Raw genomic sequence first — 16,681 nt, 5'->3', positions numbered from 1 at the left:
TTTAGCTCATCAAAAAATTGTACTTCCCGATATTTTTAAGGGCAATACCGGTACCACGAACCACCGCACGTAAAGGATCTTCCGCTACATATACCGGTAAATCTGTTTTCATGCTAATTCGCTTGTCCAAGCCTCGCAGCATCGAACCTCCACCGGCCATATAAATACCGCTATTGTAAATATCAGCTGCCAATTCCGGAGGCGTTAAGGAAAGGGCTTCCATAATCGCATCCTCAATTCGGATAATAGACTTATCCAAAGCTTTGGCAATTTCTTTATAGGTAATTATCAATTGCTTGGGCTTACCGGTAAGCAGGTCTCTACCTTGTACCGGCATATCTTCAGGTGGGTTTTCCAACTCATCCAAAGCAGAACCAATCTTAATCTTGATTTCTTCAGAGCTGCGCTCACCAATAAAGAGATTGTGCTGCGTACGCATATAGTAGGCGATATCGTTCGTGAAAACGTCACCCGCTACTTTAATACTCTTATCGGCAACAATACCACCTAAGGCCAATACCGCAATCTCAGTGGTGCCACCACCAATATCGATAATCATGTTTCCTTTAGGTTCTTGTACATCCACACCGGTACCTATTGCAGCGGCCATAGGTTCGTGAATGAGATAGACTTCCCGCGCACCTGCTTTTTGTGCGGAGTCTTTTACCGCACGTTTCTCTACTTCTGTAATCCCGGAAGGAATACAGATTACCATACGCAGGGCAGGGGGGATCATCCGCTTTTGTAAGGCCGGAATGCTTTTAATCATCTCCCGAATCATAGATTCAGAAGCTTCAAAGTCGGCAATTACACCATCTTTAAGAGGGCGAATTGTTTTAATATCCTCATGGGTCTTACCATGCATTTGCCGTGCAGTTTGACCCACGGCAATGATTTTATTGCTGATACGATCTTTAGCGACGATCGAAGGAGCGTCTACCACCACCTTATCGTTGTGGATGATCAGGGTATTGGCGGTGCCCAGATCGATCGCAATGTCTTCGCGTAAAAAATCAAAAAGTCCCAATATTCTTAATGTTTAAAGTGGCGTATGCCCGTAAATACCATTTTCATTTGCTCTTGATCGCAATAATCGATCGAAAGCTGATCTTTGATTGATCCACCAGGTTGAATTACCGATTTGATTCCTTCCTCATTGGCAATCTCCACGCAATCAGGGAAAGGGAAGAAGGCATCCGATGCCATAACCGCTCCCTCTAATTCGAAGTGAAAAGCCTTGGCCTTCGTGATAGCTTGTTTTAAAGCATCTACTCTCGATGTTTGGCCGGTACCCCCCGCGATCAATTGTTTGTTCTTGGCTAAGATAATGGTATTTGACTTGGTATGCTTGCAAATTTTTGAGGCAAAAAGCAGATCTTCAATCTCCTCTGCAGAAGGACTTACTTTGGTTACCACTTTCAAGTCTTCCTGGCTGTCGGTATGATGATCCTTTTCTTGCGCAAGAATACCATTTAAAAGGCTTCTGTACTGCATTTTGGGCGCATCAAAATCCTTCAGAATTAAGATGATGCGATTTTTCTTTTGCTGCAAGATTTCCAAGGCTTCCGCACTGTAGGAAGGCGCAATTACAATCTCAAAGAAGATTTTATGCATGTCCTCCGCGGTGGCTTTGTCAATTTCACGGTTGGAAATCAAAACACCTCCAAAAGCCGAAACCGGATCACCCGCAAGGGCATCAGTCCAACTTTGTAATACGCTTTCGCGTGAAGCGATACCACAGGCATTATTGTGTTTTAATACAGCAACGGTGGTTTCATCAAATTCGCGAATCAGATTTACCGCTGCATCAGCATCCAGGAGGTTATTGTAGGATAGGGCTTTACCGTGTAATTGTTCGAAAACCTCTTCCATATTACCGTAAAAGCTTCCTTTTTGATGTGGATTTTCACCATAACGTAAAGCATGCTCCTGACCTAAAATTAGGTTTTGGTAATTGCCACTTAAATAAGCTTGGATATGCGTGTCATAAGCAGAAGAAATGCGGAAGGCCGCGGCGGCAAACTGCTTGCGAACATCTTCATTAAGACCGTCATTCGTTAAAACTTCGAGAGCCTGGGCATAATAATCACGAGAAGGAATAATCCAGGTGTCATTATAGTTTTTGGCTGCGGCACGAATCAAGGAAATGCCACCAATGTCAATTTTCTCAATAATATCTTGATGAGAGGCCCCAGAGGCTAAAGTTTCTTCGAAAGGATAGAGGTCAACCACCACCACATCGATGGATGGAATCTCGAATTCATTCATTTCAGCGATGTCGCTATCTAAATTTCGACGACCTAAAATACCGCCAAATACTTTGGGGTGTAAGGTTTTAACCCGTCCTCCCAAAATACTGGGATAACTGGTTAAGTCTTCTACGGCTTCTACTTTATGTCCCAGATCTTCCAGGAATTTGCGTGTTCCTCCAGTTGAAAGGAGGGTATAACCCTTATCAACTAAGGCTTGGGCGAGGCTGTCTAAGCCATCTTTATAAAATACGGAGATCAAGGCGGTAGGGGCACCGGATACTGAAGGCATGCTGAAAAATTTTTTAAAGGGCAAAATTAGTGCTTTTTAAAAGCATGGAAAGGCCTTGGGCAAAATTCGTTTACCTTTGAATGGCAATTCGAAATCATGGTCTTCCTTCGCATACTTCAAGAGAGTTTACGCTTTGCTCTGCATGCCTTGCGGGTAAACCGTTTACGCACTTTTCTATCCCTAATTGGAGTAACTATTGGTATCCTAACCATTGTAGCGGTTTTTACCATTGTCGATTCTCTGGAGCGTAATATTCGCGAAAGTGTGGAGAGTTTAGGTAGTAATGTGGTTTATGTTCAAAAATGGCCTTGGGGCGGCGGAGGTGGTGAATATAAGTGGTGGAAGTATTTTCAAAGGCCGGAACCTGATTTCTATGAAATGGAAAAACTGGAGGAACGCCTTTCTACCGTTGAATATATCGCATATGCCTTTGGGGTAAATCAAACCTTAAAGTATGGTCTCAACTCTGTGGAAAGAGTGAATGTGATGTGCGCTTCCCACAATTACAATCGGATTTGGAACTTTGAATTATCCGAAGGTCGATATTTCTCAGACCTGGAATCGCGAAAAGGAAACCCAATAGCTATTTTGGGGCATGATGTGGCCGAAGGCCTATACGGCAATGCCGACCCCATTGGTAAAGACTTTAGTGTGCTAGGACGAAAGTTAAGGGTCATTGGGGTGCTCGAGAAGCAAGGTCAAAGTTTGGTAGGTCAAAATATGGATGGTGCCATTTTGGTGCCCATCAAATACGTTGGTAATTTGATGAGCCTTAAAAATCAGAATGGTGGAACCATAATGGCTCAGGCTAAGGTGGGAGTGGAGATGAGCGCCATGAAAGATGAGATTACCGGAGCCATGCGCGCTATTCGACGTTTAAAGCCCAAGGCCGATGATAATTTTTCACTTAATGAGATTTCGGTCATCTCCAATGGCTTGGATTCCTTTTTTGATGCCATTGGTTTATCGGGTCTGGTTATTGGAGGATTTAGCATTTTAGTCGGAGGTTTTGGTATTGCCAATATTATGTTTGTGAGCGTTCGGGAAAGAACCAATCAAATCGGCATCCAAATGAGTATGGGCGCTAAGCGACACTTTATTTTAAGCCAGTTTTTATTAGAATCGGTGGTTCTTTGTCTTATCGGCGGAAGCTTAGGAATAGCAATGGTCTACGGGGCGCAACTGGCCTTGCCTTTTATAATGGGCGAAATGGATTTTGATATTCATGTAAGCCTTAAGAATGTTGTTCAGGGCTTATCAATTTCAATTGCTATCGGTCTTGTTTCCGGTTTTCTACCAGCCTTGAGCGCTTCACGTTTAGATCCGGTAGAAGCAATTCGCAGTGGCCAATAAGGTTTTAAACCAATTGGTCAATAAAGTTCTCGAGTTCTGGATATTTCCGGGCTAATAAATCATTTACTGCCTTTAGGAACTTTTCATCCTCAGCTTGAAATCGCTTAAGCTGATGACTATCGATATCAATTTGCGCAATGAGATTTCCATTCTGATATAAGGGAACAACAATTTCAGATTTCACATCTATGCTGCAAGCGATATAATTGGATTGAGCATTTACATCATCTACCAAAAAACTGTTTCCGCTCTCGGCAACCTGACCGCAAATCCCTTTTCCAAAGTCGATAATAGTGTGATCTGTTGGGGCACCGACATAGGGGCCTAAATGCAATTTTCGACTGCCATGATGCATAAAGTAAAAGCCCACCCAATCATAGGCACTCATTTCAGAATGAATAAGATCACAAACTCTTTGCAGCGCTTGCTTAGTATTGGAAATAGGATCCAGCTCTTTTTCAATTTCGCCTAGCAGCAATGAATACATCTTCTAAAATTTGGGTACAAAAATAATAAGGGCAATAATCACACTGCAGATCGCGGCAATTAAAACTGCGGCGGCGGCAATGTCTTTCGCCTTTTTAGCTAAGGGATGATTTTCCGGATGAGTAAGGTCTAAAGTATATTCGATAGCGGAGTTTACAGCCTCTAAACTAAGAACCGCTCCATAGCAGAGAATCAGAGCGATCCACTCGGTCTTATCGACATTTAAATAAATGGCAGTAGCACTTACCAGCACTACAGCCAGTAGATGAATACGTGCATGTGCTGCTTCACGGAATAAGAGTCCAAGTCCTTCAAATGCAACACGGAAGGCAATAATTCGCTTTTTAAGATACCCCACCTTTTGCTGTTTTTTTACGTATGGGTTTAATGAGCAGTGTACATAGGGCAAAGGTCGTTAACTAAATTGTCAATATCCCTTGGCAATTTCCTAAGACCAGTCCTAAAGAATGCTGTAAATTGCCAATATTTTGCAAACAATCCTAATTATGAAGAAGAACCTGTACAAGCTCTCTGGTCTATGGAGCCTGCTTCTGTTATTGCCTGCTTTTAGCTTCGGGCAAATAGCAGTAGGGGATATTGACCTACAGCTGGTGAGTAACAATCCAGGCAACCCGACAGGGATTTGTCAATGTGATACCATCACAGTCCGGTATGAAATTAAAGCCGGTGCTAGTTTTTCCAGCACATCCGACTTCTTTTATGAATTAACAAATTCCGTTAGTCCTCCCAACTGGGCAGCACGTATCAACTTAAGTTTGGTGGAGTTGTGGACTAATAACAGTCCTGTAACTCAAGCCACTTCGGTTTTAGATACTTTCGGACCAGGTTTGAAATGGGCGGTATTGGCAATTCCTTGTAATTCGAACCTCTTTGGTTCCAGCTTAAGGATTACCAATCGGGATGGAGTTGGTAATATTACCGCTAACGGTGCCAGTGACACGGCCTTTTACAATGTTAACCGTATCCCAACCATCGCCATGATTGATTCGATTGCCTTAATCCGCAATCAATCTCGCATGGATACCTTTGATAATAAATACACTACTTCAGTAGTAGATATAGGCTTCTGTAAGAACGATTCTGTTTTCTTACGCGTAGCAAATGATGGTAACTCTTATCAGTGGTACAATGGTACTGCCGCCATTCCAGGAGAAACCAATGATTCTATCATCGTAGGATCTTCAGGAGTGTATAAGTGTGAGGTGATTGATGGACCTTGTTCGATATTCTCGGATGAGGTAATTGTAAATCAATTAAATACACCAACCTCAGTAACATTTAATGCCTCTAATGCTTTGAATGCTTTCGCTTATCGCGTGGATAAGCCAAGTAATAATAATTCACCTCGAGATTCTATTGAGCTTTGCGAGAATGAGATCGCCTTATTAGATGGTCCCTTGGTGAACCCAGCAACGGGCTTAGTTTTCAGTTATCAGTGGATTACAGACTCCTTTAACGGTGTAACCGGTCAGTTTGATTGGTATCCGATCACCACCCCAACTGGTACCCAAAGAACCTTACAGATTAATCAAAATAGTTCTCGTCCCGGTTGGAATCATTACCGAGTTGTGGTAGCAGATGGCTATTGCCAGGATACCACCCCAATTGGAAATATGTTCTGGGTAAATATTGATACCGTTCCTCAAGCTGATGTGGTAGGTGTTCCGTTCCCGGGATTAGTTGGACCAACCGTGTTTAATGAAATCTGTATGAAGGATTCGGTGCTCTTAACCACCTTACCTTCGGTAGCCGATCCAGGTTGGAAGTATGAATGGCAGTGGTATGATCCCTCTGTTCCTCCCGGGGCAGACCCCTGGAAATCTGTTTCCGGTGGACCCTTAAGTTTTGATACTTTACCTGAATTAGTAGTGGACACAAGCTTGAGTGATCCCGGTCAACCCTATTTCCAAAACCCTAAACCAGCTCTGCGTTATTTTAGGGTGCGAATTTCAACCCGAACTACCTTTACCAATATTGAGACCTGTTTCTTTGAGTCGGATAGTGTAGCGGTACGTTGGTTCCCTGAATACGATTTGAGCATTGTGAATTCTCCAAATGCATTTATTGTTGGTCAGGATTCAGTAAACTTCTGTGAGGTTGACTCGGCCATTATCCGAGCCCCATCAACTCCTGCGACCTTAATTAACTTCGGTTACAGCTACAGCTATCAATGGCTGAGTGATTCCCTGGATCAAAACCTGGGAACCCGAGTGAAATATCCCCTTACCGGTGAAATTAATCGTGATTTAATTGTTCATGAAAGCGGTAATTACTGGGTTTCAATTGACGATGGTATCTGTACGGATACTTCTAAAGTTTATAAGGTTTTTGTGGATTCTATCCCATTAACTTCTACGGCGGAAATTGAATTCCCGGGTACCAGCTCTGGATTAACCGGATACAATCTTTGTTTGTACGATTCAGCCTTAGTTTCAGCAACGGATACGGTATTAGGCTTACGTCCATGGAACTATCAATGGCAACAATGGAATCCACAAACTAATATGTGGTCCAATTTGCTAAATGATACCCTGGTTACTTTACAAATTGATACTACTCTGAAAAGAGTGAATGAGGATACTGCCTGGTTCCGTTTATCAACTACTTATTTTAACCGCTTCGGATTACAAACTTGTGATTACTATACAGATAGTATTGAAGTAATCTTTTATGAATCACCAGATTTAGCATTCTTCCCTGGTGACTCCATTGGCCTTTGTCAAGGGGATAGCATTCTTCTGATTGCCCAAGGTAACTTCAACAGTGTAAGCTGGGATAATGGTACCGTTATGGGGGCTACCCGCTATGTGAACACGCCTGGACTTTACAGTGCAAGAGCAGTTGGAGTTAATGGATGTATTACACGTGATACGGTTGAAATTTATCCATTGACCGTTAATGCAGCAGCAGGCCCAGATCAAACCATTAAATCGGGTGAAGTGGCTACCTTAACTGCTTTCGGAGGTTCTTCTTACCGTTGGTATGCGAATAAGCCGATTGAGTTTAATGACTTCCTCAGTCAAAGTATTCAGGTTTCCAAAGTGCTGGAAAATGGAGTGCTTGCCGACACCATTACCATTTATGTGGAAGTAACTAATGCTCGTGGTTGTTCTGGAATTGATTCTCTGGTATTAATTATCAATAGCAATATTCCAGATCAGATTAGTGCGGTTAACCAGTCCTTCAACATCTTTACCCCTAATGGTGATGGTTTGAATGACCTTTGGGATATCCGTGAATTAATGGCCGGAGATGCTTGTGCCATCACAATTATGAACCGTTGGGGTTCGGTGGTATATGATGATGATAGTTTCCCAGGAACCTGGGCTGGTACCGATAATGGTGGTAATGAATTACCTGATGGTACGTACTATTATATCCTCGATTGTGGCGGAGACATTCGCATGCAAAACGCCATCACAATAATCCGCAACCAACAATAAGATGAAGATCATGAAGAAATTAATCCTTTTGCTTGGACTTGGACTGATGGCGACTTATACACAGGCGCAGCAGATCCCTTTATACAGTAATTATTTCTTTACTCCTTATATCTATAACCCGGCCTTATCCGGAACAGGTGGAGTAACAGAAGCGACTATCTTACACCGTCGTCAATGGAGCGGAATCCAAGGTTCACCTGAAACTTCTGCATTAGCGGTGAATGGTGCTATGAACGATGGAAGTGTAGGTTGGAGTGTTTATGGATTCTCCGATAAAACCGATATCCTTAGTCGTTTAGGAGTATATGGTAATTATGCTTATCACGTTAAGTTAACCAAAGACATCAGTCTTTCCGGTGGCTTGGGTGCTGGTTATATTAACCAAACCATCGACCAAAGTGGTGTTAGAGCGCGTGATGCCGGTGATGTATTTACCGTTGTTGCCCCTAACCGTGGTACCTTCGATATGAACTTAGGCTTAAGCTTAATGGTTCGCGATTTTACCCTTGGTTTTGCGGCTCCTCAGATTTTTAGCGAAAGCATCGTTTATGCGACCAATCCTAGTGAAATCAATTACAATTTGATTCGTCACTATGTTGTATCTGCACAGTATGACTTCAAATTTGCCGGAGATAAGCAAATTCTTAGCCCCATGGCTATGGTTCGTGCAGCAGAAGGGGTTCCTGTTCAAATTGATGCGGGAATTCTCTACAATATGGTTGAATACGGTTATGTTGGTGCAATGTATCGCTCCAGTTATGGGGTTACGGCCAATATCGGATTGAACTTATCAGAGCAATTGACCTTGGGTTATGCCTATGATTTCTCTACCAATACCTATGCAAGTAGCTTTGGTACCAGTCATGAGTTTATGTTGACCTATCGCTTTGGAAGCAATAAGGAAAATGAGCGTATTGAAAATGAAGTGAAGCGAATCAAGCGTGATCTTCGTCGTCAGCGTGAAGAAACCGAAGAAACCATTGACGAGAAAATCAAAGAGTTTAAAGACAATTACAAAGACGAGTTGGCCAAAGCTCTTGAAGAAGAGAAGAAGAAAATGGAGGCCGAATTGGAGCGTATGCGTCAAGAAGCTCGTGACAATGGAGGCAATAATCAGCCTAATAACAATGGTGGTAATCAAAGTGGTAATACCATGCGCGATCTGCAAAACCAACGCGATCAAAACATGAACAATAACCCGAATAACAATTATCAGCCCGATAATAACAATTCAAGTACCGGTAATACCACTAACAACCCACAAGATTATGCTCCTGAAAACAGAGCCTCTAATGTGAGCCCAGGTTCTCCCGGTTATTATGTTACTGCTGGTGTATTCGGTGAGCAAGGCAATGCCACTCGCTTGAAAAACCGCTTGAATAGTCAGGGCTTAGATGCTCAGATCTTCCAGGATCCAGGTAATAGCTTCTACTATGTTTACTTGTTGAAGTTTAACAGCTATCAACAAGCAGATCAAGCTAAATCCAGCCGATTAAATGGTTCTTATACCGGAGATCTTTGGATTAAGATTGTGAAATAAGCCTTAGGGTTTATAGTAAAATAAAAAAGCCGTCTCGGTCTGACCGAGACGGCTTTTATTTTTATGAGTATTTAGAGACCTATTTTTTAGGCTTTTAAAATACGCCTGGCTTGCGCGATATGTCGGAGTTCGTGTTCCAGTAAAATGAAAAGACTATCAGCAGCATTTACTTTCAATAGTGGGAAAAGGGTGGGGACCTTGCTTTTTTCTAAAGTCTTTTCGTCAAGAATATCGATGTATTGCTTTATTGTTTTGAGGTCTGTAACAAGCTCTCGGAAGATTACCTGCTCAACGGCAGCGTGGCCACGTTTCTGAGCTGCAATTGGATCACTAATGGATGGGGTCTTAAATTTCCGGCCTAAACTCCCATCGGGCTTTAAAGCCATTGACTTTTCCAATTTACGACCTACAAAGCTGCGCTTTAAAGAGCGTTCCTTGTTTCCTTTCGACAAACTGTCGATAGAGGGCATATTTTTAAGGTAAGCGGCATTGAGCAAGTTTATATGAAAGAGCACTTCGGTTACCGACCATGAATTTGGGGCCAATCTCTTTTTTAAGTCCTCTTCTTCACGGTAATAGAAAAGTTCCTCTAATTGCTTCTGGGCTTTCTCCCAAAGCTGATTTAAATGCGCCTGTGCTTCCTGTGCTTTCATGGCTGCAAATTTACATTAGGCTTCATCAAAATCATTGATAGGCTCATATCAGAACTATTGCTTCCAAAGACGGGGATGCTACCTTTGCGGAAATTATTTTAAGCATGACTAATCCCTTATTAAAGGATTTCAATACTCCCTTTGGTACCGCACCTTTTGAAGAAATAAAAACTGAGCATTTTCTTCCGGCACTTAAGGAGGCTATAAAAGAAGGCTTAGCTGAAGTGCAGGCAATTTGTGATCAAACCGTAGCTCCTAATTTTTCCAATACAATTATTGCCCTGGAAGAAGCGGGTGAAAGGGTAAGCCGCATTGCAGAGATCTTCTTCAATCTTAATTCAGCAGAAACAAATGAAGAAATTCAAATGTTGGCTCGCGATTTTTCGCCTTTGCTGAGTGAATACCGCAATGATATTCTATTAAACCCCGTGCTTTTTGATCGTGTTAAAAGAGTTTATCAGGAAGCAGATCGTGGACTTCTGGATCATGAAGATCAAATGCTTTTGGATAAGACCTATCGTTCTTTTGAGCGAAATGGAGCCAAGCTCGATGCCAAAGCTCAGAAGCGCTTGCGAGAAATTGATCAGCAATTGGCTCAGCAAAGCCTTCAGTTTGGCGAGAATGTATTGGCCGAAACGAATCGTTTTGAGCTCTTTTTAGATAAAGAGGAATTGGCAGGCCTACCGGACTATGCTTTGGAAGCTGCTGCAGAAGAGGCTCAAGCAAAAGGACAAGAAGGTAAATATTTTATTGGTCTTCAGGCGCCCAGTTATATTCCGGTAATGACCTATGCCCAAAATCGCGATCTGCGTAAAAAACTTCAATTGGCATTTGGCAGCAAAGCCTTTAAAGGGGATGAATACGATAATCAGGAGAGTGTATTACGCATCGTAAAACTCCGTCAGGAGCGCGCTGAATTGCTAGCTTATAAAAGCCATGCAGATTATATCCTCTCCGAACGTATGGCCCGCAGTCCACAAGAGGTGAATGATTTCCTGGCCAAATTGCAAGAAGTAGCTCTTCCAGCTGCTCAAAGCGAATTAAGGGAATTGGAAGCCTATGCCAAACAGAAAGATGGTATAGATAAACTCGAACGTTGGGATTTAAATTATTATCAGGAAAAGCTCAAGCAAGAGCGATTTGAAATTGATGACAATAAGCTCAAGCCTTATTTCGAAATAAATCGAGTGATTGAAGGAGCTTTTGCGGTGGCCAATAAACTCTATGGCATTCGCTTCGAAGAACGTACCGACATCCAGAAATACCATCCTGATGTGGTGACTTATGAGGTGAAAAATGCGGATGACAGTCACTTAGCCATTTTCTATGCTGATTTCTTCCCTCGTGAAGGAAAACGTAATGGCGCCTGGATGACCTCCTACCGCAGTCAAAAGCTAACGAAAGAAGGCGATCAACGTCCACATGTGAGCATCGTTTGCAATTTTACCAAGCCGGGGAAATCCACTCCCTCTTTATTAACTTTTAATGAGGTACTTACCTTGTTCCATGAGTTCGGACATAGCTTACACGGTATTCTAGCCCAGGGGAAATATGCCAGCTTAAGTGGTACCAATGTGTATTGGGACTTTGTAGAGCTGCCTTCACAGATCATGGAGAATTGGTGCTATGAAAAAGAATGCCTGGACTTATTTGCCCATCATTTCGAAAATGGAAGTGCCTTGCCCGAAGAGTGGGTGCATAAATTAAAAGAATCGGCCACCTTTATGGAAGGTTATGCAACCATCCGCCAGGTAGGTTTTGCTAAGCTGGATATGGCATGGCACAATGGATTGCCTGAACTAGATACGGTAGCAGAGGTAGAGGAGGCAGTTTTTGCCGAAACTGCTCTTTTCCCAGCACAGGACGAAACCAATATGTCCTGTAGTTTTAGTCATATCTTCCAGGGAGGATATTCAGCTGGCTATTACAGCTATAAATGGGCCGAAGTATTGGATGCCGATGCCTTTGAACTCTTTAAAGAAAAGGGACTTTTTGATACAGAAACGGCCCAAAAGTTCCGTTCTTTATTAGCCTCTGGAGGCTCCGAACATCCTGCAGTATTGTACAAGCGTTTTCGCGGTAAGGACCCCGATCCGGAGGCTTTATTACGACGTGCAGGTTTGATAGAATTACATGGTTAGAGCTAAGAAACATCTCGGGCAACATTTCCTTAAAAACCCGGAAACCGCAGGGCGAATTGCCGAAGCCTTAAGCGGAGAGGGCTATTCCAAAGTATTGGAGATTGGTCCGGGAATGGGGGTACTTACCCAGCATCTATTAGCGCAAGAACAGGAGGTTTTTGTGGTGGAGATCGACACTGAGTCCGTTCATTACCTCGAGGAACATTTTGCAGCCTTACAAGGGCATATCATTCCTGGTGATTTCCTCCAATTGGATTTGAAAGACTTGATGAAGGAACCCTTCGCCCTGGCGGGGAATTACCCTTATAATATCAGCAGCCAGATCATTTTTAAAATGCTGGATTATCCGGAATTGATTCCGGAAATGGTGGGAATGTTTCAAAAGGAAGTAGCCGATCGCTTAACGGCTGAACCCGGTTCTAAGACCTATGGAATCCTGTCGGTGCTAGCGGCTGTTTTTTACGATCGCGAATATCTTTTCACGGTAGAACCGGAAGAATTTAATCCACCTCCCAAGGTACGATCAGGTGTAATTCGATTTAAGCGCAAGGAAAACTGGCAGCCCGAGGTAGCTATTCCATTGCTCACAAAAATTGTGAAAGCGGCCTTTAATCAAAGAAGGAAAACACTGCGCAATGCCTTGAAAAGTCTAAATTTACCGCTGGAAGGGATAGCGCCGGAAACCCTGCAAAAACGGGCCGAGCAGCTTACCTGGCAAGAATTTGTAGCCTTAACACAAAAGTTAACGGGATGAGTGTTGATCTGAGCAAGGACTTTTTACAGCAACTGGAACTGGATATTTCCCAGCGTCATTTAAGCGAGTATGAGGAATTGCTCAGGGAAGGCCACCCAGCAGATTTAGCCGAAATTATTGAGAAGATCGATTTCGATCTGGCTCTTATCCTCTATGAAAATCTAAGTGATGAAATCGGGGCGGAAGTTCTGATGGAATTGGATGATGACCTGCGGGCAAAGATTCTGGCGGATTATACCGGTAAGGAGATAGCGCAGGAGCTTATTGATAATCTCGATTCTGATGATGCGGCGGACCTTATCAATGAACTGGATGAGGTACAAAGACGCGAGGTATTAGAGAATATCGAAGACCAGAAGCAGGCGATGGATATTGCCCGCCTATTGGTATATCCCGAAGGTACGGCTGGTTCGCTGATGGGTACCGAAATGATCAAGGTAAAAGATCATTGGAATGTACTCGAATGTGTACGTGAAATGCGCAAGCAGGCAGAAGAAGTGGAGCGGGTGCATGCTATCTATGTGGTAAATGGTCAGAACAAACTGCTAGGGACTCTTTCACTTAAAAAATTACTTACTACTCCAACCCGCACTCCTATATCCGAGGTTTATTCTCAGAAAGTACAGTATGTAGAGGTAAATACAGAAGCCGAGGAGGTAGCCAATACCATGCAGAAATACGATCTGGTAGTAATGCCGGTAGTGGATCCTCTGGGGCATTTGGTTGGCCGCATTACCATTGATGATGTAGTGGATTTAATTCGGGATGAGGCTAAGGAAGATTATAACCTTGCCAGTGGTCTTACCGATGAGGTAGAAGCTGATGATACCCTCTGGTCTATAACTCGCGCTCGCTTACCCTGGTTATTAATTGGATTATTTGGAGGTCTTTTAGCCGCTTCGGTGATAGGCCGCTATGAAAGTGATATCGACATTATTCCTAAAATGGCCTTTTTTATTCCGCTAATTGCGGCGATGGGAGGTAATGTTGGTGTGCAGTCTTCAGCCATTATTGTACAAGGTTTAGCCAGTCAGTCATTGGCAGATAATACCACTATAAACCGATTGGTAAAGGAATTAGGGGTAGCACTGGTTAATGGTTTGATATTAAGTATTTTGGTAATTGGCGCCAGTTTGTTTTTGGGTTATGGAATGAAGTTGGCCCTCACCGTTAGTGTGGCCTTATTCTCGGTAATTGTGGTAGCGGCATTAATCGGAACCTTTGTGCCTTTAGTACTCAATAAATACAAGATTGATCCAGCCCTGGCCACCGGTCCTTTTATTACCACACTCAACGATATTATCGGACTCTTTTTGTATTTCCAGATTGGACGCCTGATCTTAGGGCTATGAGAAGATGGAATTTAGCTTTAGGACTGCTCTTGTTTAGCTTGGTATTGCAGGCTCAGGAAGATTTTGCAAGTGATCGTCCCGGACAGACTTATTCGGCAGCAGTTTTACCAAAATGGGGCTTGCAATTACAGCAAGGCCTGGAATGGCGCGATTTTTATGATCGACAGGCTGAAAACCAAATAGTTGTTAATCAGAGAATAGTAGGTTCAAATACAGCACTACGATTAGGTTTGGGGAATCATATTGAGGTGGGCTTAGCCTATCAACTCAGTGGTATTAATAACCCAACCTTCGATAATGCCTATCGCTGGGAGGGACAGGATCCTAATCTCATGCTTCGATTTGGATTGCCAGGAAATGGTTCGAGTCTTCAATGGGCCTTTATCGTGCAGAGTTCCTTCAGTAATTTGGATTATCGACTTTCGGCCGCCTTAAATCAAGGACCCTGGTCGGTAAGTGGTAATTTAGGTTTTTACCATGATGAATTTGTTGATTATACCGCTCAATGGACGGTGCTATTGGCTTATTCCAAAGAGTATTATTCCGTATTTGCTGAGGTGTATGGCTTAAGCCTGAATTCGGCCAATAGCGATTATCTGGCTTTTGATGCGGGATTTAGTTTTAAACTCAGTCCGCGCTTTCAATGGGAACTATTTGCGGGTAATCAAGTGGGGGTAGGTCCGGCAGTTGGTTTATTTAGCAACTATTTTGTGAATACCGGATTTAGCTGGCGCATACGATGAAAGGAAAAGTACTGATATTAGATCGGGTTCACGATCGCTTTAAAGAAATCTTACCTGAATTGGGTTTCCAAATCGAAGAGGAGTACTTCGCCTCTCAGGAGGAAATTAATTGGTCGGCTTATAGTGGATTAGTGCTGCGTAGCCGAATGCCCATGGATTCCAAATTGCTGGAGCAGGCCACACAATTGAAATTCATAGCTCGAGTAGGAGCGGGATTGGAAAATATTGATTTGGATCGGGCCCGAGAATTAGGCATTAAAGTTCTGGCAGCCCCGGAAGGCAATCGTCATGCAGTAGGTGAACATGCCCTGGGAATGCTCTTAGCACTAAATCATCGTTTGATCATCGCGGATTCTGAAGTGCGCAAGGGCATGTGGTTACGTGAGGAAAATCGTGGCTTCGAATTGAAAGGTAAAACGGTAGGCATTATTGGCTATGGTGCCATGGGCTCAGCCTTTGCCAGTAAATTGCGGGGATTGGATTGTCGCGTTATTGCCTATGACAAATACAAAAAAGGCTATGGCAACTCACAAGTGGAAGAGTGCAGCCTGGCAGAGCTTCAAGCAGAAGCGGATATTATTAGTATTCATTTACCACAGAATACCGAAACCCTCTTTTTTGTAGATCAAGATTTTCTGGCGGCTTGTAAAAAACAAATCGTATTAATTAATACTGCACGCGGTAAGATAGTTCGAATTGCTGCTGTAGTGGAAGCTTTGAAAAGCGAGAAACTGCGTGGTGCCTGTTTGGATGTTCTGGAATACGAGAAAAGTAGTTTCGAGAATTTGGTGCAGGAAGGTAGTACCGATGATTTCGAATACCTGCTTCAAAGTAATAAGGTAATCTTGAGCCCCCATATTGCAGGCTGGACTTTTGAAAGTCAGGAACGTATGGCTGAGGTTCTACTCCAAAAAATAGCAAAGCTTAATTTATGATTGAAGCAAAGTGGAAAGAAAATGGGGAAGGTATCTTCGAATACAAAGAAGGACCTGAGGCAGCGGTTAGTGGCTTTATGGATTTGCTGCAAACCGAAAGCGGCAAATTAGTAATTAAGCATACTGAGGTGGATGAAAGGATGTCGGGTCGTGGTATAGGCAAACAATTATTAGAAGCGGTTGCCGATTATAGTCGTGCTAATGATTTAAAAATACTACCGGTTTGTCCCTTTGCTAAGAACTTAATGTATCGCTATCCAGAGAAGTATAAAGATTTACTTTAAAGCGATTCGGCATGCTTTTTAAAGTTCTCTAAAATTGCCTGCCAGCCTTGCTTCTGGAGTTCTAAGCTATTTTGATTCTCAGGCTCAAAGCTTTCGCTAAGTTTCACCTGATTACCGTTTTCAATAAAAGATATTTCAACCTTCCGACCGTCTTCTATATGATAGGCGATAAATTCTTTGGGCCGTACTTCAAGATAAGTCCCAATAAAATCAAAGCCCAGTTTTCCATCTTTCGATTCCATACGCCATTTTAAGGTACCACCAGCTTTTAACTCATTGATGGCGGCCGGGCAATGCCAATCATCACTGGCAAAGTTCCATTTCTGTATAAGCTCTGGCTGGGTCCATGCTTCCCAAACTTTGTCGAGTTCTTGAGGAATCAGTACTTCAACTACAATGCTTTCCATAGCTTAAATAGTAATGCTTGAGCTATTA

The 16,681-nt window shown here is 42.9% G+C and carries 15 protein-coding genes; 9 read left to right on the top strand and 6 right to left on the bottom strand.

Annotated elements, in window-relative coordinates; all coding sequences use genetic code 11:
* Position 1: 1 nt before the first annotated feature.
* The gene (locus tag ACO05P_RS05480) at positions 2-1,027 is read right to left on the bottom strand and encodes a rod shape-determining protein (RefSeq protein WP_210758959.1); all 1,026 of its coding nucleotides are present in this window, start codon (positions 1,025-1,027) and stop codon (positions 2-4) included.
* Between the two features lie 5 nt (positions 1,028-1,032).
* The gene (purH, locus tag ACO05P_RS05475) at positions 1,033-2,541 is read right to left on the bottom strand and encodes a bifunctional phosphoribosylaminoimidazolecarboxamide formyltransferase/IMP cyclohydrolase (RefSeq protein WP_421753951.1); all 1,509 of its coding nucleotides are present in this window, start codon (positions 2,539-2,541) and stop codon (positions 1,033-1,035) included.
* 96 nt (positions 2,542-2,637) lie between these two features.
* Here purH and ACO05P_RS05470 point away from each other — a divergent pair, with 96 nt between their 5' ends.
* Positions 2,638-3,894 carry an ABC transporter permease gene (locus tag ACO05P_RS05470; RefSeq protein ID WP_421753950.1) on the top strand — a complete coding sequence of 419 codons (1,257 nt, stop codon included), beginning with the start codon at positions 2,638-2,640 and terminating at the stop codon, positions 3,892-3,894.
* 4 nt (positions 3,895-3,898) lie between these two features.
* Here ACO05P_RS05470 and ACO05P_RS05465 read toward each other — a convergent pair whose 3' ends face one another.
* The gene (locus tag ACO05P_RS05465) at positions 3,899-4,381 is read right to left on the bottom strand and encodes a GAF domain-containing protein (RefSeq protein WP_421753948.1); all 483 of its coding nucleotides are present in this window, start codon (positions 4,379-4,381) and stop codon (positions 3,899-3,901) included.
* A gap of 3 nt (positions 4,382-4,384) precedes the next feature.
* On the bottom strand, positions 4,385-4,738 hold the full coding sequence (locus ACO05P_RS05460; protein WP_421753946.1) for a diacylglycerol kinase: 354 nt from the start codon (positions 4,736-4,738) through the stop codon (positions 4,385-4,387).
* Positions 4,739-4,886: 148 nt separating this feature from the next.
* On the opposite strand from ACO05P_RS05460, the gene ACO05P_RS05455 reads away from it, so the two are divergent.
* Together ACO05P_RS05455 and ACO05P_RS05450 are read left to right on the top strand one after the other, a co-directional pair.
* Positions 4,887-7,844: a gliding motility-associated C-terminal domain-containing protein gene (locus ACO05P_RS05455; protein ID WP_421753944.1), complete on the top strand. Its 2,958-nt coding sequence runs from the start codon at positions 4,887-4,889 to the stop codon at positions 7,842-7,844.
* Positions 7,845-7,854: 10 nt separating this feature from the next.
* Positions 7,855-9,384, top strand: coding sequence for a PorP/SprF family type IX secretion system membrane protein (locus ACO05P_RS05450; protein ID WP_421753942.1), 1,530 nt, complete (start codon positions 7,855-7,857; stop codon positions 9,382-9,384).
* Positions 9,385-9,470: 86 nt separating this feature from the next.
* Here the strand turns inward: ACO05P_RS05450 and ACO05P_RS05445 are convergent, their stop codons facing one another.
* Positions 9,471-10,037 (bottom strand): DinB family protein, encoded by a 567-nt coding sequence (locus ACO05P_RS05445; RefSeq protein WP_421753941.1) that lies wholly within the window; start codon positions 10,035-10,037, stop codon positions 9,471-9,473.
* A gap of 104 nt (positions 10,038-10,141) precedes the next feature.
* Here ACO05P_RS05445 and ACO05P_RS05440 point away from each other — a divergent pair, with 104 nt between their 5' ends.
* The 6 genes from ACO05P_RS05440 to ACO05P_RS05415 are packed head-to-tail and all read left to right on the top strand — an operon-like array spanning position 10,142 to position 16,246.
* A complete protein-coding gene (locus ACO05P_RS05440) occupies positions 10,142-12,178 on the top strand; it encodes a M3 family metallopeptidase (RefSeq protein ID WP_421753939.1) in 2,037 nt (678 codons plus the stop codon).
* A complete protein-coding gene (gene rsmA, locus ACO05P_RS05435) occupies positions 12,171-12,932 on the top strand; it encodes a 16S rRNA (adenine(1518)-N(6)/adenine(1519)-N(6))-dimethyltransferase RsmA (RefSeq protein ID WP_421753938.1) in 762 nt (253 codons plus the stop codon). The genes ACO05P_RS05440 and rsmA overlap by 8 nt, the downstream gene beginning before the upstream one ends.
* Positions 12,929-14,284, top strand: coding sequence for a magnesium transporter (mgtE, locus tag ACO05P_RS05430; RefSeq protein ID WP_421753937.1), 1,356 nt, complete (start codon positions 12,929-12,931; stop codon positions 14,282-14,284). Before rsmA ends, mgtE begins: the two co-directional genes overlap by 4 nt.
* The gene (locus ACO05P_RS05425) at positions 14,281-15,027 is read left to right on the top strand and encodes a hypothetical protein (protein WP_421753936.1); all 747 of its coding nucleotides are present in this window, start codon (positions 14,281-14,283) and stop codon (positions 15,025-15,027) included. Before mgtE ends, ACO05P_RS05425 begins: the two co-directional genes overlap by 4 nt.
* Positions 15,024-15,962 carry an NAD(P)-dependent oxidoreductase gene (locus ACO05P_RS05420; RefSeq protein ID WP_421753934.1) on the top strand — a complete coding sequence of 313 codons (939 nt, stop codon included), beginning with the start codon at positions 15,024-15,026 and terminating at the stop codon, positions 15,960-15,962. The genes ACO05P_RS05425 and ACO05P_RS05420 overlap by 4 nt, the downstream gene beginning before the upstream one ends.
* Positions 15,959-16,246, top strand: coding sequence for a GNAT family N-acetyltransferase (locus ACO05P_RS05415; protein ID WP_421753932.1), 288 nt, complete (start codon positions 15,959-15,961; stop codon positions 16,244-16,246). Before ACO05P_RS05420 ends, ACO05P_RS05415 begins: the two co-directional genes overlap by 4 nt.
* On the opposite strand, the gene ACO05P_RS05410 is transcribed toward ACO05P_RS05415, so the two are convergent.
* A complete protein-coding gene (locus tag ACO05P_RS05410) occupies positions 16,243-16,653 on the bottom strand; it encodes an SRPBCC domain-containing protein (protein ID WP_421753931.1) in 411 nt (136 codons plus the stop codon). The two genes, ACO05P_RS05415 and ACO05P_RS05410, sit on opposite strands and share 4 nt — an antisense overlap.
* Positions 16,654-16,681: the final 28 nt, after the last annotated feature.

Source organism: Croceimicrobium sp., assembly GCF_965228705.1.
Classification (GTDB): Bacteria; Bacteroidota; Bacteroidia; order Flavobacteriales; family Schleiferiaceae; genus Croceimicrobium.
Note: the sequence above shows the minus strand (reverse complement) of the source record. Positions and strands in the feature narration are given on the sequence as shown.